This window comes from Streptomyces sp. NPDC018029 (assembly GCF_044327655.1).
Taxonomy (GTDB): Bacteria; Actinomycetota; Actinomycetes; order Streptomycetales; family Streptomycetaceae; genus Streptomyces.
On sequence record NZ_JBIRFV010000014.1, the window covers coordinates 160776 to 179554 of the forward strand.

17 protein-coding genes, 1 tRNA gene and 1 riboswitch are annotated in these 18779 nt (G+C 72.3%); of the genes, 10 read left to right on the plus strand and 8 right to left on the minus strand.

Annotated features, from left to right (window positions below):
- Positions 1-58: 58 nt before the first annotated feature.
- Entirely contained in the window at positions 59-304 is a 246-nt protein-coding gene (locus ACH4D5_RS34545; RefSeq protein WP_398310661.1) for a hypothetical protein, read from the plus strand.
- A 181-nt stretch (positions 305-485) separates the two neighbouring features.
- Positions 486-1265 (plus strand): hypothetical protein, encoded by a 780-nt coding sequence (locus ACH4D5_RS34550; protein WP_398310664.1) that lies wholly within the window; start codon positions 486-488, stop codon positions 1263-1265.
- Between the two features lie 3 nt (positions 1266-1268).
- Here ACH4D5_RS34550 and ACH4D5_RS34555 read toward each other — a convergent pair whose 3' ends face one another.
- On the minus strand, positions 1269-1775 hold the full coding sequence (locus tag ACH4D5_RS34555; RefSeq protein ID WP_398310666.1) for a hypothetical protein: 507 nt from the start codon (positions 1773-1775) through the stop codon (positions 1269-1271).
- A 44-nt stretch (positions 1776-1819) separates the two neighbouring features.
- Here ACH4D5_RS34555 and ACH4D5_RS34560 point away from each other — a divergent pair, with 44 nt between their 5' ends.
- The gene (locus ACH4D5_RS34560; RefSeq protein WP_398310669.1) at positions 1820-2392 is read left to right on the plus strand and encodes a S1 RNA-binding domain-containing protein; all 573 of its coding nucleotides are present in this window, start codon (positions 1820-1822) and stop codon (positions 2390-2392) included.
- A gap of 25 nt (positions 2393-2417) precedes the next feature.
- On the opposite strand, the gene ACH4D5_RS34565 is transcribed toward ACH4D5_RS34560, so the two are convergent.
- The 3 genes from ACH4D5_RS34565 to ACH4D5_RS34575 form a co-directional block, all read right to left on the minus strand.
- Positions 2418-2852 (minus strand): VOC family protein, encoded by a 435-nt coding sequence (locus ACH4D5_RS34565; protein WP_398310672.1) that lies wholly within the window; start codon positions 2850-2852, stop codon positions 2418-2420.
- 126 nt (positions 2853-2978) lie between these two features.
- Positions 2979-4589 (minus strand): hypothetical protein, encoded by a 1611-nt coding sequence (locus ACH4D5_RS34570; RefSeq protein ID WP_398310675.1) that lies wholly within the window; start codon positions 4587-4589, stop codon positions 2979-2981.
- A gap of 418 nt (positions 4590-5007) precedes the next feature.
- A tRNA-Met gene (locus ACH4D5_RS34575) sits at positions 5008-5081 on the minus strand.
- Positions 5082-5949: 868 nt separating this feature from the next.
- A riboswitch (cyclic di-AMP (ydaO/yuaA leader) is annotated at positions 5950-6110 on the plus strand.
- A gap of 4 nt (positions 6111-6114) precedes the next feature.
- Here ACH4D5_RS34575 and ACH4D5_RS34580 point away from each other — a divergent pair.
- From ACH4D5_RS34580 to ACH4D5_RS34595, 4 genes are all read left to right on the plus strand, one after another.
- A complete protein-coding gene (locus tag ACH4D5_RS34580) occupies positions 6115-6834 on the plus strand; it encodes a transglycosylase SLT domain-containing protein (RefSeq protein ID WP_398310678.1) in 720 nt (239 codons plus the stop codon).
- A 301-nt stretch (positions 6835-7135) separates the two neighbouring features.
- The gene (locus ACH4D5_RS34585; RefSeq protein ID WP_398310681.1) at positions 7136-7927 is read left to right on the plus strand and encodes a hypothetical protein; all 792 of its coding nucleotides are present in this window, start codon (positions 7136-7138) and stop codon (positions 7925-7927) included.
- 338 nt (positions 7928-8265) lie between these two features.
- A complete protein-coding gene (locus tag ACH4D5_RS34590; protein WP_398310684.1) occupies positions 8266-10545 on the plus strand; it encodes a catalase in 2280 nt (759 codons plus the stop codon).
- A gap of 197 nt (positions 10546-10742) precedes the next feature.
- The gene (locus ACH4D5_RS34595; RefSeq protein WP_398310687.1) at positions 10743-10973 is read left to right on the plus strand and encodes a DUF5133 domain-containing protein; all 231 of its coding nucleotides are present in this window, start codon (positions 10743-10745) and stop codon (positions 10971-10973) included.
- Between the two features lie 113 nt (positions 10974-11086).
- Here the strand turns inward: ACH4D5_RS34595 and ACH4D5_RS34600 are convergent, their stop codons facing one another.
- Positions 11087-12184 (minus strand): hypothetical protein, encoded by a 1098-nt coding sequence (locus ACH4D5_RS34600; protein WP_398310690.1) that lies wholly within the window; start codon positions 12182-12184, stop codon positions 11087-11089.
- A 39-nt stretch (positions 12185-12223) separates the two neighbouring features.
- A complete protein-coding gene (locus tag ACH4D5_RS34605; protein WP_398310693.1) occupies positions 12224-13180 on the minus strand; it encodes a GlxA family transcriptional regulator in 957 nt (318 codons plus the stop codon).
- Between the two features lie 81 nt (positions 13181-13261).
- Between ACH4D5_RS34605 and ACH4D5_RS34610 the strand changes: the two genes are divergently transcribed.
- Complete coding sequence (locus ACH4D5_RS34610; protein ID WP_398310696.1) at positions 13262-13858, plus strand: MBL fold metallo-hydrolase; 597 nt, start codon at positions 13262-13264, stop codon at positions 13856-13858.
- A gap of 126 nt (positions 13859-13984) precedes the next feature.
- Here ACH4D5_RS34610 and ACH4D5_RS34615 read toward each other — a convergent pair whose 3' ends face one another.
- Positions 13985-15304, minus strand: a complete 1320-nt coding sequence (locus tag ACH4D5_RS34615; protein ID WP_398310699.1) for a phosphatase PAP2 family protein — start codon at positions 15302-15304, stop codon at positions 13985-13987.
- A gap of 284 nt (positions 15305-15588) precedes the next feature.
- Between ACH4D5_RS34615 and ACH4D5_RS34620 the strand changes: the two genes are divergently transcribed.
- Together ACH4D5_RS34620 and ACH4D5_RS34625 are read left to right on the plus strand one after the other, a co-directional pair.
- A complete protein-coding gene (locus ACH4D5_RS34620) occupies positions 15589-17160 on the plus strand; it encodes a diacylglycerol/lipid kinase family protein (RefSeq protein WP_398310702.1) in 1572 nt (523 codons plus the stop codon).
- Positions 17161-17410: 250 nt separating this feature from the next.
- Positions 17411-18280 carry an ANTAR domain-containing protein gene (locus ACH4D5_RS34625; protein WP_398310705.1) on the plus strand — a complete coding sequence of 290 codons (870 nt, stop codon included), beginning with the start codon at positions 17411-17413 and terminating at the stop codon, positions 18278-18280.
- On the opposite strand, the gene ACH4D5_RS34630 is transcribed toward ACH4D5_RS34625, so the two are convergent.
- Positions 18277-18762 (minus strand): cupin domain-containing protein, encoded by a 486-nt coding sequence (locus tag ACH4D5_RS34630; RefSeq protein WP_398310810.1) that lies wholly within the window; start codon positions 18760-18762, stop codon positions 18277-18279. The genes ACH4D5_RS34625 and ACH4D5_RS34630 overlap by 4 nt on opposite strands.
- Positions 18763-18779 lie beyond the last annotated feature (17 nt).

An 18779-nucleotide genomic window follows, 5' to 3' on the forward strand; every position in this document is an offset into this window, starting at 1 on the left:
CGCTGCCGCGGCAGGTGACATAGCGACAGTACCTGCATATTCCAGGAGGAATATACTCATGCGCGTTCGCTCGACCATCCTCGCCGCCGCCCTGACCGCGTCCGTCCTGGCCCTCGGGGCGGGCGCGGCCGTCGCCAACGACGACGACCACGACCGCTACGCCCCGCACCACCAGCTGAGCTACGACCACGAGGGGTTCGCCGGTACGTACGACAGCGTCGGCGGCCCGCTCGGCATCGTCTGGGCCGAGGCCGCGGGCTACGACCACGAGGGCACGGGCCACGCGCCCGGCGTCCGGCGCTGACGCACGCGCTCGGCAGCCGCAGGCGGCGCGGTGGCAAGGCGGGATCGGTCCCTCCTTGCCACCGCGCTGTGCTCCGGGCCGCCCTGAGCGCCCCTGCCCACGGGCCCGCTCACCCCGCTCCTGCGCGCACTGGGTGGCGGGGGGCAGCCGGCGGGGGCCGGCCACGGAAGGCAAGGACCCGATGACGCATGCCACGGTCCCGGGCGGGCGTGAGGTGCTGCTGCATCGCCTGCGCGCGGCCGCGGCGGCCTCGGCCGCGCAGGGTGAGTGCTGGCCTGTGCTGCTCGCGGACCTGCTCGGCGGCGTGGGGGCCACCTGGCAGGAGTCGGCCGAGGTGTGCGCCGACGCCGCGTGGCAGGCCCGTGCCATGGGGCGCAGCGCGCTGCTGTTGCTGGAACCGCACGAGGTCGCCCGTCGCATCGCCCGGCACGACGAGCCGGCCGCGGCTCGCGCCCTGCGCCACCTCTACCTCAACAGTCTGCGCTACGACTTCCGCTGTCACAGCATCGAGGACCTCTTCGCGACACTGGCCCGGCACGGCGGCGACGAACTGGACTGCTACTCACGGGCGTTGTGGGCCTTCGCCCTGCTCGCCCGGTCCGACCGCAGCGGATACCCGCGCATGGAAGAGGTGCTCGCGCAGGCCGGCAACCATGCCAAGACGCTGCACGTCCTGTTGCACGGCCTGTGGCTGTCCCACGGCCTGGCGGGCCGCGACGAGGCCATGCTCCGCATCCTGGGCCACGAGGCGTTCGCCGACCGGACCGACCCGATCGCGCTGTTCCGCGAAGCCACCGCCCACCGCGGCCTGGGCCACTACGCCCAGGCGCTGGCGGCCATCGACGAGGCCGTGGAGCACCTGTCGCCGGCCGCGGTGCACGTGCACGCCGACTTCGCCCGCGAACGCTCCCTGATCATCGCCATGCGCGAGCTGGGGCACCGCCCCGGCTCGTGCGGGTGACCGCTACCGCCTCTGCCGGCTGTGCGGCCGCCGCTTTGGGCGTGACTGCGCCCGGTCCAGCACCAGGTTCGCCACGATCCCGAGCACGGTGGCCGCCGCCGAGGGCAGCCACGGGTTGGCGGCGTGCAGCCCGGGGGTGAACTCCAGGACGAACAGGGCGGCCAGGAACGTGGTGAGGCAGGAGCAGAGGGCCTCCACCGCCTGCCGGGTGCGCTGCGAGGGCGGGTTGAGCCGCAGCAGGAAGCGCACCGGCGCGGTGAAGACACCGGCGAGCAGCCCGCAGGGCAGACACAGCAGGGCGGCCCAGAGCAGGGTGCCCGCCCCGTCGAACTCGATCGAGTCGCTGAACGCGGCGGTGACGAGCAGGACCATGAGCAGGAGGAAGAGCATGACGAGGGCCGCGACCCCGACGCCGAGGCCCGTGATCCCGACCACGGCCAGGAGCTTCCCCCTGGCACTGAAGGAGCCCCAGGTGGGTTCTTCGTCGTCTTGCCGGCGCTGGTCGCTCATCGCTCACTCCCTCCTGGCACGGCGCCCCGTGAAAGGCTGGCGGCATGATGGGTGGACGGTCTGAAAACCCGGAGCTGTGGACGTTCCTGGAAGCACTGCACTACGGCCAGCTCCTTTCCGGCACCGTCGCGGCGATCGAACGGTTCGGCGTCTTCGTGGCGCTGGACGAGGGCCCCGGCCACCCGGTCTTCCCCGGCGTCGGGTTCGTCACCGTCCCCGATCTGTCCTGGCGGCGCATCGAAGCAGCTTCCGACGTCGTGCGGGTCGGACAGCGGGTCTCAGGCGAGTTCCTCCAGTTCGACACCTGGAACCTGGAGGCCAGACTGTCCTTGCGAGCGCTGCTGCCGGACCCCTTCCAGGCATTTGCCGACAGCATCGCGGTAGGGCGGAAACTGCGCGGACAGGTCACCAAGCTGGTCCCCTTCGGCGTCTTCGTCCAGGTCGCCGACGGCATCGAGGGACTGGTCCACCTGCGCGAGCTCACCCGGACGCCCGTGCCCGCCCCGTCGGATGCCGTCCAGGTCGGCGACGAGGTCACGGTCGTCGTCACCGAGATCGACCGAGAGCGGCGCAGGCTGGCTCTTTCCCGGCGGCAGGCCTCACCCGAGCACCGGTGAGCCCTCGGTGACAGCAGGTGGCGGGTCAGTCGAGGCAGAACTCGTTGCCCTCGATGTCCTGCATCACGATGCACGACTCGTTGTCCTCGTCGGCGGGCAGCAGTTGGACGCGGGTCGCGCCGAGTGCGACCAGGCGGGCGCATTCGGCCTCGAGGACGGCCAGGCGCTCCTCCCCCACGAGTCCGGTGCCGGCCCGCACGTCCAGGTGCACCCGGTTCTTGGCGGTCTTGCCTTCGGGGACGCGCTGGAAGAACAGGCGCGGGCCCACCCCTGAGGGGTCGCTGCACGCGAACCATGCGCCCCGCTCCTCGGCGGGCTGGGCGCGGTTGAAGTCGTCCCAGGTGGCGAAGCCCTGCGGGGGCGGCGGTACGACGTAACCCAGCACCTCGCACCAGAAGCGGGCCACGCGCTCGGGCTCCGCGCAGTCGAAGGTGACCTGGAACTGCTTGATCGTTGGCATCGGCGCACGATAGCAGGGGCCGTGTCGCTCATCTCCGGGCGCGGTTGCCGAAGTTGTCCGGCCGGCCCGGTCCACGCACGAAGGCGGGGCCGCCTTCGTGCGTGGCGCTCAGTGCCCCGGGGCCTGCTAGCGGACGTCGACGTAGTCCTCGCGGCCGTAGTCGGCGTAGTGGGAGCTGACCGTGTCGGTGTAGCGCATCTGCCAGGTGCCGTCCTGCTGGGCGGTGAACTTCTTGCTGAACGTGCCGTTGCTCAGCGTCCTGGTGCTGCCCAGCTCCTTCCAGTCGGAACCGGCCGTCGCGGCCTTGAACCAGACGCGGATCTTCTGCCCGCCGTACGGCCGCCAGGTGGATCCGGACTTCTGCATCAGGCCGCCCTTGGCGGTGACCTTGGTGCCCTTGCGGACGCCCTCGGGCGTGACACCGTCGTCCCAGACCTGGGTGTACTTGCGGCCCAGCTTGAAACTCGCGCTATCCACGCCCGAGTTGACCAGGCGCAGCCGCCACTGGGCGCCCGCGTCGGCCTTCTTCGGCGAGGAGGCGGTGAAGGAGTCGCCGTAGGCGGCGTCGAAGGTGCCGGTGCTCGACCAGGTCCCTCCCGCGGGGCGGTGGTCGATGGACACCTGTGCCGTGGTGCCCGCCGGGTAGGTGCCCTGGGTGACGCCGAGCTTGCCGGTGAAGGTGACCTTGCGGTACTTGCTCACCGTGGCCTTGACGTCCGTCAGCTCGCTCGTGCGCGGGGGCCTGGCCAGCGTGAAGGAGTGCGGGGTCGGGGCCGTGAACCAGTTCCGCGCACTCGGCTGGACGCTGACCGGGCCGCTGCGCCGGACGGTGTAGCCGGTGGAGAAGGCGCCGTTCTCGCCGCTCACCACGATCTTGCCGGGGTCTCCGGTGCCTTCGGGGCCGATCCGCACCTCGGCGGCGAGCGGCTTTTCGGTGCCGTCGTCCGCGATGCGGGTGAGCTTGCCGCTGACCGGGATGTCACTGCCGTAGGGCGCGGTGACCGTGCCGGCCGGGGCGTCGACCTTGAGCTTCAGTTCCTGCCGGCGGAAGGGCAGGTGGAGCGACTCGTACTGCTGGTCGAACATGTACTCATAGGTGACGTCGGTGCCGCCCTCACCGGAGTACCCCGACGTGGTGAACCGCCCTGCCGCGTTCGTCCACACCCATCCCTCTCTGCGGGTCTCCCGGGCGCGGTAGTACATGCCCACCCCGGCGAAGGGCTTCACCTCGTGGGTGCGGGGGTCCTCGGCCACCAGGGATCCGGTGACCTTGGCGGTCGGGTTGTCGTAGGAGATCCAGGGGTGGCTGCTGGTGAGGGTCAGCTTGGGGTTGAGCCCGTAGTTGAGAAAGCCGGTCGACCGCTGGACGATCTCGTCGGGCTGTCCGTCCCTGGCCACGACGTCGATCACGTAGGCGCCCATGGCGGGCAGGGTGACCGGCTCGGAGCGGAAGGTGTCCTCGTAACACTGGCCCGTGTCGGGGCAGGTCTCGGTGCCGGTGAGGCGGAGGCTGGCGAGGACCTCGGGGTCGTTCTTGGCGTGGATCTCGAGCGTGACGTCCCTGGGGTGGAAACGCGCGGACATGTGCTCGTAGAGGGCGTAGAGCTTGCCGCCCTCCTGCAGGGTTTCCGTGCGGCTGCGCGAATCGCCGTCCCCTGCGTGCGCCGCGGGTGCGGCGACCAGTGTGGCGGTGCAGACCACGAGGCCCGTGGTCAGCGCCGCCGTGAGCTTCTTCAAGACTCCCCCATCGGATCTTGCTGTGTGTGTCGCGCGTTTGACCGGTGGGGTGGGCGAATGGTTGTGCGACTGGTGGCACGGGTCAGGGCTGTCAGGGTGTCGGTGTCAGTGGTGCCGCCCCTGCGGGCCGGGCGGAGCAGTCATGTCGGCTGTCCGGCAGGCCCATGACGTTCAGTACGGGTTCTTCGCCTCGGGAAGCTCGAAGGTGAAGTTCGCCGGTGCGGCCAGGTTCTCTTCCGGCCCATCGTCAGCCGGCCCGTCACCGCCATGCCGGTCATGTGCGGTGCCCTGACCGGCAGTTCAGCTGTCGCTTCGGACGAAAGGCCGCCCCATTCCCGGTTCGGCCGGGTGCTTCGCGGCCGCCGGTAACACACAGCAGGGCCCGGATCCACATGGGATCCGGACCCTGCTGTTGCAGTAGCGGGGACAGGATTTGAACCTGCGACCTCTGGGTTATGAGCCCAGCGAGCTACCGAGCTGCTCCACCCCGCGTCGTGTTCCTTCACCCTACGCCACTTGGGAGGTGCCTCGCACCACGGTGCGGGCGCAGCAGGCATCTGCGGGCGGCGGTTCGCCGCCGGGTGGGCGGCATCTTGTACGCGGGCAGGCCGGCAAGTGCCTTGCCCGGCCGTTCCCTTTCACATCCGCCCCCGGCCGCTTTTCGTTCCCCTGTCAGTTTTCGTCGGAATGGAAAGGGAAATCCTGCAGGCCGGTCGGGTGGGCGCCGTTGCGGTGACTGTTCTTCTTTTCTGGGCAGGCGTCACTTTCTTTACCGGGCTTGCCATTCCGCCTGCCCGCCGGGGGCGAGTTGCGGGCGTCCGGTCCCCACAAGCCCTTGCCAGAAGCGTTATTGACGTGGTGTTCGCTGTTGTCTCACGACGGCAGTGATTGCAGCTCCCCCACGAGCGGACCCCGGGACGGACCGGGCAGGCCGACAGGTCGACCCCGGCCGGAGGTATGACCGTTCTGCCGCGAATGGGCACCTTTGCGCTTGTCCGTATTCCACCGAATCGGTCCACCTTGAGGCTTTAGTAGCCTAGGTGAGACTTTGACCGCTCTGTGGGTGACTTGAGCGAAATACCGCCCTCTGCTGCCCGGCCGCGTCGCGCGCCACCCGGCTCCCGCCCAGTGAAATGGGTCACGCCCCGCGGCCCGTGGCGGCGCGGGCCGCTGTGTGCGGTTTCGTTCTGCGCAAAGAGAGTTGGGTTTTCGATCAAAGAGAGGGCGGGGTCGTGAGGGCCCGGGAAGAGCCCCGTGCATTCCTCTCATTCGAATTCCGGCCTTGTTCCGCACCGGCTTTCTCGCCTAACGTCACCGTCAATCCGGATGGAACGCCGAATCCTGCCGCTGTCCGGAAACTCTCCCACCCACACCCACTCACTTACGCACGGCAGGAGCGGGGGACCCAGGTAAGCCGCCGATCCCGGTGACGGGACGGCTCGGGGTGAAGTCGCATTCCCTGCGACCGGACATCTCCCGTCCGAACCCGACAGCTCACCCCGCAGGCGACGGAGAGGAATTCGTCATGCCCGCAAAGGGTAAGCACCGCCGCCCCAAGTCCAGCCCGCTCACCCGGGGCATCGCCGCCGCGGGCACGGGCGGCGCCGTGCTCGTTCTTCCGGTGCTCGGCGCCACCACGGCCGCCGCCGCGCCGGCCGCCGCGGCCGCCAAGCCCGCCGCGGCCCCGAAGACCTATGTCGTCGTCGCGGGTGACTCCCTGGCCGGGATCGCCCAGGAGCACTCCGTGAGCGGCGGCTGGCAGAAGCTGTACCAGGACAACCGCGGCGTCCTCGGCGACGACCCGAAGCTGATCCACCCCGGCCTCAAGCTCACCCTGGGCACCAAGGCCCCGGCCGCCCCCGAGCGGGCGGACCGCTCCGAGCGCGCCAACGCCGCCGAGCCCGCCGCGGTGAAGAAGTCCTACGCCAACAACCTCGACGGCTGGATCCGGCAGTCGCTCGACATCATGGCCCAGCACGGCATCCCCGGCACCTACGAGGGCATCCACCGCAACATCATGCGGGAGTCCTCCGGCAACCCGATGGCCATCAACAACTGGGACTCCAACGCCGTCGCGGGAACCCCCTCCAAGGGCCTCCTGCAGGTCATCGGCCCCACGTTCTCCGCCTACCACGTGCCCGGCACCTCGACGGACAGCTACGACCCGGTCGCCAACATCACCGCCGCCTGCAACTACGCGGCCGACCGGTACGGCTCGATCGACAACGTCAACGGCCCCTACTAGACCGCACCCCCACCCCTCCCCGGTCGGTGACTGAGCCCCGGAACGCATGGCGTTCCGGGGCTCTTCGCGTGGTCAGGCCGCCGCCCATGTCATCGGATCTGTGCAAACACGGGTCGGTTCACAGCATGCTCAAGGAGAATGGGCCGCTCCGGTTGTCCGTACTATCGCCGTGTCAGGGCATCTGTGTACTGAATATTGCTGTCACCCCGCAGGCCCGGGCCCCAACCCCGGTCCCGGGAAGCACACATGTGCAGCAGGTTCTTCAACTCCGGCCCCAGGTCCGGGAAAGGTTGTGCGCCCCATGTCCGAGAACGTTTCCGCCACCGAACTGACATCGCAGTACACCGCTCAAGTCCGTGCCGACCTCGAACGCAACGCCAAGGAGCAGCAGCGCCTCAGCGCGGAAATCGCCTCCTTGCAGGAGCAGTTGGCGGCCCATCAGCGTGACCACGCGGTGCTGGTCAGCATCCAGCAGGCGCTCGGCGAGGAGCCGGCCGCCCCGGAGCCGGCGGCCCCGCAGGAGCGGGCCGCGGTGCCCGCCCCCCGTACGAAGAAGAAGTCGCCCGGCTCCGCCGCGGCGGGCAAGCGGGCGCGGGTGACCACGAGCGCTCCGCAGAAGGCGGCCGCGGGCAAGAGCGCCGGGAAGGGCGCTGCGAAGAGCTCCGGGAAGGTGACAGGAAAGGGGGCCGCGAAGAGCTCCGGCAAGGAGACAGGCAAGACCGAGGCAGGCAAGGCCGAGGCCGCCAAGCCCGCCAAGCCGGCGCAGCCGACGCTGGTCGAGCTGATCCGCGGGCATCTCGCCGAGCAGAGCGAGCCGCGCTCGGCGGCGGAGATCGCCACGGCCCTGGGCCAGGCCCACCCGCAGCGCAGCGTGAAGACGACCGTGGTGCGCACCACGCTCGAAGGGCTGGTGGCCAAGAGCCAGGCCCAGCGCAGCAAGCAGGGCTCGTCCGTGTTCTACACCGCCGCTGCGGCGCCGGTGCCCGCGCAGGCGGCCGCGGCACCGGCCGGGAAGCAGGGCGAGGAGCAGGACGGCAAGAAGCAGGGCGGCGCGGTGCAGGGTGAGGAGCAGCCCGCGGCGGCCGGTGCATGACCTCGCTCATGACCTTGCTCATGACCTTGCTCATGGTCTCGCTGCGGCAGGCCGGTGCCGGTCGCGCTCCGGCGGCGTCGCCGGTGGTCGGGTGAGGGCAGGCGGGGGACAGCGGGCATGACGGCAGGCCGGCCGGGCCGGCCTGCCGTCATGCCTGCTGCCGTGCGGCAGTTCCGGTGGCGGGTTCCGGCCGGGCGGGTCGGGCGAGGGGCCCGGACGGCGCAGTACATGTGTCCCACAAGAAGTCGTGGGGTACCCGTCGTCTCGCGATAGCGCCCCTGCCGCGTGTCACGCACCGCTGTGCGTGCCACGGTCCCGTCTCGAACGATCGGAATCCAGTGAGCGAGAAGAAGAACCCGGTGTCGGCCGCCGCGGAGAAGGCTGTGCAGAAGGTCCAGAACGCCATGCGGTCCGGTAACGAGATTCCCGGTGCCCCGGGCCCGGAGGCGGTGCCGGTGGAGGAGCCCACCGAGCCGCGCGAGCCGTTGCCGCCCAAGGCCGACCAGCGCGGTCCGCAGACCTACAGTCCCACGGGGCAGCCCACCGGGGTGCCGCAGGAGAAGGTCGCCCAGGAGGGGGCCTACCTGACCACCGCGCAGGGGGCGCGCCTGTATGAGACCGACCATTCGCTGAAGGCGGGTCCGCGCGGTCCGGTGCTGCTGCAGGACCACCATCTGCGGGAGAAGATCACTCACTTCGACCACGAGCGCATCCCCGAGCGGGTGGTGCACGCCCGCGGGGCGGCCGCGCACGGTGTCTTCCGGGCGTACGGCAGTGCCGCGGGGATCACCAAGGCGGGGTTCCTCGCCGAGGGGGTGGAGACGCCGGTGTATGTGCGCTTCTCCACCGTGCTCGGTTCGCGCGGCTCCGCCGACACCGTGCGCGACACCCGTGGCTTCGCGACGAAGTTCTACACCGAGGAGGGCGTCTTCGACCTGGTCGGCAACAACATCCCGGTGTTCTTCATCCAGGACGCGATCAAGTTTCCCGACATCATCCATGCCGGCAAGCCGCATCCGGACCGGGAGATCCCGCAGGCGCAGAGCGCGCACGACACGTTCTGGGACTTCGTGACCCTGCACACCGAGGCCACCCACCACACGCTGTGGAACATGTCGGACCGCGGCATCCCGCGCTCGTACCGGATGATGGAGGGTTTCGGCGTCCACACCTTCCGGCTGGTCAACGCCGAGGGCGCCACCACCTTGGTGAAGTTCCACTGGAAGCCCCGGCTGGGTGTGCACTCCCAGGTGTGGGAGGAGGCGCAGATCACCGGCGGGGTGGACCCCGACTTCCACCGCCGTGACCTGGCCGACGCCATCGAGGCGGGCGCCTTTCCGGAGTGGGAGCTGGGGGTGCAGACCTTCCCCGACACCGAGGACCAGATGTTCGAGGGCATCGACCTGCTGGATCCGACGAAGATCGTGCCCGAGGAACTGGCGCCGGTGCAGCCGATCGGGCTGATGACGCTGAACGCCAACCCCTCGAACTACTTCGCCGAGACCGAGCAGGTCGCCTTCCACCCGGGCCATCTCGTCCCGGGCATCGACGTCACCGACGACCCGCTGCTGCAGGGGCGGCTCTTCTCCTATCTCGACACCCAGATCAGCCGCCTGGGCGGGCCCAACTTCGCCCAGCTGCCGATCAACCGCACCCATGCGCCCGTCAACGACATGCTGCGCGACGGCATGCACCAGACGGCCGTGCACCGGGGTGCGGCGCCCTACCGGCCCAACTCGGTGGACGGCGGCTGCCCGTTCCTGGCGGGCGCGGACACCGGGGCCTACATCGAGGTGCCGGCCGAGGTGCCGGCCTCGCGCAAGGTGCGTGACGCGGCGGCCACCTTCGACGACCACTTCAGCCAGCCCCGGCAGTTCTGGCTCAGCATGACGCCCACCGAGCGCGAGCACATCGCGGCCGCCTACACCTTCGAGCTCGGCAAGTGCTGGAACGAGGGGATCAAGAAGCGCGGCCTGCAGGTGCTGGCCAACATCGACTCGCAGCTGTGCGCGCAGGTCGCCGCGGGCCTGGGGCTGCCGGCGCCGGAGCCGTCGGTGGCGCCGGCCGCGGTCGAGCCGAGCCCGGCGCTGTCCCAGCTGGGCCAGGAGTGGCCGGTGGACGGCCGGATCGTCGGCATCGTCACCGACGGTGTCAGTGACCTGGAGGGGGTGCGCACGGTGCGCCGGGCGGTCCTGGACGCGGGCATGGTGCCGCTGGTCATCGCCCCGGCCGGCGGCACCCTGGACCCCGACGGCGACCCGGTCGCCGTGCAGCGCACCTTCGCCACCGCCCGGTCCATCGAGTTCGACGCCCTCCTGCTGGCCGGCGCCCCGGCCCCCGCGCCCGACGCCTATGGGGCCCGGGATGCCAAGGCGGACGACGGCGCGGCCCTGCTGACCGGGGTCGAGCCGCGGCTGCTGCTGATGCTCATGGAGGCGTTCCGGCACGGCAAGGCCATCGGGGCCTGGGGGCGCGGCGCGGCCGCGCTGGAGGCGGCGGGGCTGCCCGCGGACGCCGCGGGCGTGGTCAGCGGCGCGGGCCCCGAGGCGGTGCTGGAGGCGGTCACCGGGCTGCTGGGCGCGCACCGGGCCTGGGAGCGGTTCACCCCCGCCCTCTGACGGCGTGCGGGGCCGAGGGCCCGGCGGGGGCGGCACCGGGGCTCCGGCCGTTGCCCCCGCCGGGCCCCGGTGGCTCGACTGGAGGGTGTCGCCGACCGGGGCGACAATGCTGATTTGTGGGGGAATGCCGATCTGAATCGGGGGCACAAGGGGCGGTGCACACCCCCCGGCGAGTAGTGGCGATGAGGAGGCCTCTGATGCTGATGGCACACCCCGTGGTGCTGAAGAACCTGGTCGAGCAGTACGAGACGCTGCGTGCTGTGCACGCCGAGAAGGGCACCAAGGAAGCCCGTCAGCGGATGGAGGACGTCGCCTACACGCTGTGCGTGTCGACCGGCACCCGCGAGATAGGCGCCGCCCTCAAGGCCGCCCGCAGCCGGCTCGCCGCGCTCTCCCCCGAAGGCGGCTCCGCCCTGGTCGTGTCCTAGGCACGCCGCGCCGCGTTCGCACCCCTGACCGCCGCCCTCCCCACCGGGGGCGGCGGCTGACGTGTGCGGGGGTCCTTCTGGGTCCTGCGCGGTCTTTGCGTGCGGGGTCCTTCTCAGGCCTGGGCCGTCTCGTCGTGCGGGGTCCGGGGGCCGGTGGTCAGGGTCCAGCTGCCGCGGGCCTGCACCTGGTAGATGCCGGGGCCCGGCAGGCGCAGCGGCAGGTCGGTGTCGCCCTTGCCGCGGGCCGTTTCGGCGGGCTCGGCGAGGTCTTCGTCCAGGGCCAGCAGGCGTACGGTGCCGCGGCCGCGGTGGCGCAGCAGGGCCGGGCCGGCCGCGCCCGTGTAGCGGATGAGGTCCGTGCCGCGTCCGTGGAGGTGGCCGGTGAACTCGGGCAGGGCCTCGACCGGTTCGGCCCGCGCCTGCCACAGAATCCCGGCCGCGCCTTGGAACTGGACCTGGAAGCGGGCCACTTCGCGGTTGCCCGAGCGGCGCAGCGGCACGTGGGCGTGCACCGGCGCGAGGCCGTCGCCGAGGGTGTGGGTCTGTCGCTGGTCGCCGCGGAGCAGCAGGGTGAGGGTCAGGTGCCCGGCGCTGTGGCTGCGTACCTCCAGGACGGCGGGGCGGCCCACCTGGGGCAGCCGTACCCGGGCGGTGGCCGGGCCCTGCCCCTGCGCCCGGCCGTCCGCGGGCGCGGGAGCCGGTGCCCGGCCCGCGTCCGGCCGCGCGAGTGCGGTGGGTGTGGGGCGCCGTTCCTGGTGTCGGGTGCCGCAGGCCGCGCACGCCGCGACGTTGCGGGTGGCGCCGCCCTGCGGGGCCCAGGGCAGTTCGCGCACGGCGCGCCCGTGGCGGGCGTCGAAGAAGCACAGCGGCAGCCGGCGGGGCAGCGGCTCTCCCGCCCGGCGGGCGTCCAGGCAGGCCAGCGCGTGCCGGCCGTCGTCCAGGGCGCGCAGCACGTCCAGGGCGTCCTCGCGGTCGCGGTCCCCGACGAAGGCCCGCTTGGCCTCCTCGTAGGCGTCCAGGGCCCGGCCCAGGTCGGCGCGCATCGCGTCGGTGGCACCGTCCTGGCCGGGGGCGAAGTCGTGTTCGTCCAGCGCGACGCCGAAGGCGGTGATCCGCGCCTCGGCGTCGGTGAGTTCCTCCTGTGCCCGGCGCCGTGCCGCCCGGGTGAACCAGCTCCCGGGCCGCCTCCAGGAGCGCTTGTCCCCGGCCATGCGATCACCCCCCTCTCTCGGGGGTGATCGTAGGCGGGGTCAGGGGGTGGTGGTGAAGGAGCGGCGGTAGGTGCGTGGGGGGACGCCTCGGCGGCGTACGAACTGTTCGCGCAGGACGGCCGCGCTGGTGTAGCCGACGCGGCGGGCGATCTCCTCGATGGGCAGGTCGGTGGTCTCCAGGAGTTCTTCGGCGCTGCTCAGGCGCAGGGTGCGCAGCCAGGCGTGGGGGGTGGTGCCGGTGGCGGCGGTGAAGCGGCGGGCGAAGGAGCGTTTGCTCATCAGGGCGCGGCGGGCCAGTTCCGCCACGGGCAGGGGTTCGTGGAGGTGGTCGCGGGCCCAGGCCAGGACGTCGGTGAGGCGTTCGTCGCGGCAGTCCTGGGGGGTGGGGGCGGCCAGGTACTGGGCCTGGCCGCCGTCGCGGTGGGAGGGCAGCACCACGTCCCGGGCGACGGCGTTGGCCAGCGCGGCGCCGTGTTCCCTTCTGAGCAGGTGCAGGCACAGGTCGAAGCCGGCGGCGGCTCCGGCGCCGGTGAGGATGGGGCCTTCGTCGATGTAGAGGGCGTCGGGTTCGACGGTGACGGCCGGGTGGCGGTGGGCGAGCAGTTCGGCGAAGCGCCAGTGGGTGGTGGCCCGGCGGCCGTTGAGGAGGCCGGCGGCGGCCAGGGCGAAGGTGCCCACGCAGTGGGCCGCGACCAGGGCGCCGCGCCGGTGTGCCGCGGCCAGGGCGTCCAGGACGGTGTCGGGGGGCGGGGTGCGGAAGCCGGCCCAGGGCAGGGCGATCACGAGGTCGGCGTGGGCGAGCCGGTCCAGGCCGTGCGTGACGGTGAGCGGGGTGCCCAGGTCGGTGGGGACGGGGCCGGGGTGCTCGGTGCACAGGGCGAAGTCGAAGCCGGGCAGTGCGGTGCCGTGCGGGCCGAAGATCTCGGTGACGATGCCGACGGCGAGCAGGCCGGCGCCGGGCGGGGTGTAGGCGGCGACGGTGGTGAAGGGGGGCACGCGGGCAGTGTGGCACTGATCCTGCGATCAGCGGCAGTTGTGCCACTCGTGGGTGTCCTGGCCGGGCACAAGGATGGGGGCATGACGACAGACGCACCGCTCGGCCGCAGCGCCGTGTACACGATTTTGACCACGGGTTACGTCGGTTCCACCGGTCCCGGGGTGGCCGCCACCGTCTCCTATGTCTTCGATGCCGGCCGGCATGTGATCTTCGATCCGGGCATGGTGGCGAGCCGTGCGGACATCCTGGGGCCGCTCGCGGAGCTGGGGCTGGGTCCCGAGGACATCACCGATGTGGTGCTGAGCCATCACCACCCGGACAACACCATGAACGTGGGTCTGTTCGGGCGGGCCCGGGTCCACGACCACCAGGTGGAGTACCGGGGCGATCAGTGGCGCAACCGGGACGCGGAGGGCTACGAGCTGACGCCGTCGCTGCGGCTGATCCGCACGCCGGGCCACAGCCGTGAGGACATCACGTTGCTGGCGGGCACCGCGGCGGGGGTGGTCGCCTTCGCCGGTGACCTGTGGTGGCACGCGCAGGGTCCGGCGGAGGACCCGGTGGCGCCCGACCGCGAGGTGCTGCGCGCCTCCCGGCTGCGGGTGCTGGCCGCCGCGGATGTGATCGTGCCCGGCCACGGCGGCCCGTTCAGGGGCCAGGAGAGCACGCCGCGCTAGCCGCCCCGGGGCGGGGCGGGGGGCGGGGTTTTTCACCCGCTGGGGTGCTGGGGTGCCGGCCGGTGTCCGGGTCTTGTTCGGAAAAAAAGAGGGGGGCCGCGTCCGGCGCTGCCGGCCGGGTGCGGCTCACACCATTTCGGGCTGCGGTTCGGGTTGCTGGGCCGGTGCGGTCTTGGGCTCCCACAGCCGGGTGGTGCGTACGTAGCCGTGGACCACGGAGATCATCGCCAGCAGCAGGAGCGGTCCGAACAGCCACGGGTGGTCGGCCATCTGCACCGGCAGGTAGCGGTAGGAGACCAGCATCAGCGTGAAGACGGCCGTGCCGTGGACGACGAGCTGGACGGCGGAGCGGTCCCAGCCGCGGTCCAGGGCGCGCAGGGCCGCGTCGATGGTGAAGGCGAAGACCACGCCGGCGACGATGTCCGCGCCGTAGTGGTAGCCGAATCCCAGGGTGGCGCCGAGGGTGGCGATGAGCCAGAACGTGCCGGCGTAGCGCAGCAGGCGCGGGCCCTTGCGGGAGTGGATGAAGATCGCGGTGGCCCATGCGGTGTGCAGGCTGGGCATGCAGTTGCGGGGGGTGATCTCGTCGAAGGGGATGGCGTGCGGGGTGCCCAGCGGCGGCGGCGTGTGCGGCCACAGGTCGGCCAGCGCCCACTGCTGGCCGCCGGTGCCGAAGGCGCCGGTGCCGTAGGTGAAGATCGGCCCGACCACCGGGAAGATCATGTAGATGGCCGGTCCCAGGAGGCCGATGACCAGGAAGGTGCGCACCAGGTAGTGGCCCGGGAAGCGGCGCTCGGTGGCCACGTGGCGCAGCTGGTAGAGGGAGACGGCGACGGCGGCGACCGCGAGCTGGATGTAGACCCAGTCCAGGACGTGGGCGCCCACGGGGCCGGTGGCCTCGACGAGGCGGCCGGCCAGCCAGGAGGGGTTGCCCAGGGCGTGGTCGGCGGTCGCCACGTACTGGTCCAGGACGGTGGGGCGGGTCTTGGAGGTGATGAGCAGCCAGGTGTCGCCGGTCTTGCGGCCGGCCACCAGGAGCAGGCCCAGGCCGACGCCCTTGAGCAGCAGGACACGCTCGGGGCCGGTGCGGCGGGTCAGGGCGATGACCCCATATCCCAGAATCACCCACAGCGCACCGTTGCCGAACATCATGTCGGCGCCGACGATCCAGCGCACCAGGAAGAAGACCAGGTCGATCCCGATCGCGGCGGCGGCCGCGACGGCGCGTTGCCGCCAGGTGAGGACCACCATCATCAGCGCCATGCTGGCGTACAGCAGCGGGCCCGACTTGGGGGCGAATATCACTTCTCGCGCCTGATTGGCGATCGGTCCCGGCAGGCCGTAATGGCGTGCGGCGATCTCCAGTACGACGAGGAACGCCAAGGTCACCACGCCGGCCGCGGTCCACAGCAATACCCGCGGCCTGCGCAGCGCGGTGAATACCATGCTGCGGTTTTGTTGCGAAAATATTCGCGTTGCTATTGATATCAAGGGCTCGGCCGATTTGTTAGATTTTAGGTAAATGGCTCACTTTTCGTGCGAGATAGCGTGTTTTTTATGGTGCTGGTTGGGCTATCAGGGCGATCGTCGTGAGTTCGATCATGCTAGCGGAGCGGTGCGGGTGAGCCATCTTTCCGAACAAAAGAGCGGGCGCGGCTAGGGTGAGGCAGCGCCGCGGGCCGGGCCGCCCGCGCGCGGTGGATTTCTAGGTGCAGAGGTGAAGCGAGCGTATGAAGCGACCTGGACGGCTGGGCACGATACCGGGGCCGGGGAACCGGGTGGCCGCCGCCTTCGCCGGGCCGCCCGCCGGGCGGGCGGCCACCGCGCTGCGCCTGCTGCGCCGGGCCGCCGCCAGCGAGGCCGTGTGGCTGGGCGCCGCGGCCGCGCTCGGCGGCTCGGGCGGGCGCAGCGCGCGCCGGGCGGCGCTGCGCGGCCTGGGCTCGGTGGCGATCGTCGCGGCGGTCAGCCGGACGCTGGCCAAGCCGGCCGTCCGCCGCCCGAGCCGGATGGGTACCGGGCCCGTCCTGGGCGCGCTCACGGGGCGCGCCGCCCGCCCCCACACCGGTGCGCTGCCCACCAGCCCGATGGCCTCGGCGGCCGCCTTCGCCTGCGGGGTCGCCCTGGAGTCGCCCCGGCACGGGCTGGCCGTGCTGCCGTTCGCCGCGGGACTTGCCCAGGTGCGCGGCCGCGGGAGCCTGGGCCACCGGGGCCGGCTGGCCGCCGGGGTGGTCGTGGGGGTGGGCGCGGCCCTGCTCACCTGCCGCTGGTGGCCGGTGAAGCCGGAGGCCGCGGCGGCCGCCGCGCCGCCGCGCCGGCCCGCCCCCGCGCTGGCCGAGGGCAAGGGCCTGCATCTGGTGGTCAACCCCGCCTCCGGCGTCGCCTGGTCCAAGGACACCGCCGAGGCGCTGCGCGCGCTGCTGCCGCAGGCGGCGATCACCGTGTTCGAGCCCGGGGACGACCTGGTGGCGCTGCTGGAGGCGGCGGCGGCGCGGGCCGTCGCCGACGGCGGGGCGCTGGGCGTGTGCGGCGGGGACGGCACCGTCAACGCGGGCAGCGCGACGGCCGCCCGCCACCGGGTGCCCCTGGCGGTCTTCCCCGGCGGCACCTTCAACCACTTCGCCGCGGACCTCGGCAACCAGAGCCTTGAGGACGTGGCCCGCGCGATCCGGGCGGGCGAGGCGGTCACCGCCGACGTGGGCCGGGCCTCCTCCCCCGGGGCGCCCGGCGCGCCCGGCACACCTGACGCACCTGACGCACCTGACGCACCCGGCGCACCCGGCGCCGAGCAGCTCTTCCTCAACACCTTCAGCATCGGGGTGTACTCCGAACTCGTGCACGCCCGGGAGCGGCTGGAGCAGCGGATCGGCAAGTGGCCCGCGCTCACCGTGGGGCTGGCCAAGGTGCTGGCCACCGGCAGCCCGCTGCGCGTGGTCATCAACGGCCGCCGGCGCAGCATCTGGCTGCTCTTCGCGGGCAACGGCATCTACCACCCGGCCGGTTTCGCCCCCACCTACCGCACCCAGCTCGACGACGGACTGCTCGACGTGCGCGCCGTGGACGCCGGCACCCCGCTGGCCCGCACCCGGCTGCTGCTGGCGGTGCTGACCGGGACCCTGCACAGCTCCCGGGTGCTGACCACCGCCCAGGTGCGCCGCCTGGAGCTGGAAGTGCTGCACGGCGAGCCGCACTTCGCCTACGACGGTGAGGTGACCGACGCCACCTACCGGCGTCTGGTGCTCGACAAGCTGCCCAAGGCGATCACCCTGTACCGGCCCGCCGACCAGGAGCAGTGGCTGCGCTGACCGCGCACCATCCGCCTCCCGCCCGGCTCCCGCCCGGGCGGGTGTGCCGGGGCGGGGGCCGGGGTTCCGGGCCGGTCATGACAGGGCGGGCCGGGCCCGATACGGTCACCACAGTGTGTGTGAGCAGCAGGCCCCGGCTGCGGAATGAGCTGGGCGGGGCCCAGGCGGGCAGGGCGGCCGTGCTGCTCACCGACCGGCAAGACGGCCGCAGGGTGCGGCCCGGGGAGAGAGCTTGACGACCGTTTCGACTGTGCCCCCCTCACCCGATGAGGAACCCACCCCCGCTTCCTCGCCCCTGCCCGGGGACGAGCGGCAGCAGCTGCTGGCCACCGCCGAGCAGCTGCGCGCCCAGGTGGCCGAGCTGGAGGTCCAGGCCCGCACCCGGCCCAGGATCGCGCTGGCCGAGGGCATCCTGGTGGAGCGCTACCGCCTGACCGACCCGCAGGCGGCGTTCACGCTGCTGCGCCAGGCCTCCCAGCGGGCCAACATCAAACTGCACCAGCTGGCCGCCGCCGTCGCCCGCACGCCAGGACCGGCGCGCGGCGCGCAGACATGGCTTCCCCCGCGCCCCCCGCACCCGGTGCCCAGCCTGGCCGCGCTCGGCGCCGGCACCCTCGACGCGGCCAACCAGGGCGAGGTCCTGGGCGCCGCGCTGCGCCGGGTGCTGACCGTCACCGAGACCGACATGGGCAATGTGCAGCTCCTGGAGGACGACGTGCTGCGCCTGGCCAAACACGCGGGGCTGCCCCGGCACTTCACCGACTACTTCGCGTTCGTCGAGGGCAACACCGCCTGCTCGCGGGCCGCCGCCGCCAGCCGGCAGGTCACCGTCAAGGAAGTCGAGTCCTCGCCCGGCTTCGACGACGAGACGCGCCGGGTGATCCTGACCTCCGGCTGCCGCGGCGTCCACAGCATCCCCCTCCTCGACGACCAGAACACCGTGCGCGGCGTCATCTCCTCCCACCACGCCCGCCCGCTGGCCGGCTTCACCCAGGCACAGCTGCGGGCGCTGGGCGCCACCGGCCGCACCATGGGCTCCTGGATCAAGTGGCACCAGGACACCGTCGTCCTGGACGCACTGGAGGACCTCCACCAGCTCGCCCTCACCCCGCGCCGCTAGGGGGCGGGCTCGGTGGCGTAGCGGGCCATCGTCCGCAGGCTCGCGGCGGGGTCCGGGGCGCCGTCCCGGGCCAGGGTGTCCCGCAGGTCGCGGAAGTAGTGCAGGTACAGGTCCGGGGTGAAGACGCTGAGCAGGACGGCCGGCCCATCGGTGGTGTTGGCGAAGGTGTGCGGGGCGCCGGGCGGGACCATCACGAAGGTGCCCGCCCCGGCGTCGTGCTCCTGGTGCCCGAAGGTGAAGCGCACCGTGCCGGACAGGACGTAGAAGCCCTCCTCGTGCCGGGCGTGGCGGTGCTGCGGCGGTCCGGGCGTGCGGGGCGCGAGGACGGACTCGGTGAGCGCGAGGCGGTGGCCGGTGCGGCTGCCGTCCTCCAGGACGCGCATCCGCGTGGTGCCCAGGACGATCACCTCGCCCTGGCCCGGCCCGACCACCGCCACGGCGGGCTCGCCGGGGGCCTGGGCCTCGGGTCCGTGGGGGAGCAGTTCGGGGGTGCGCGGTT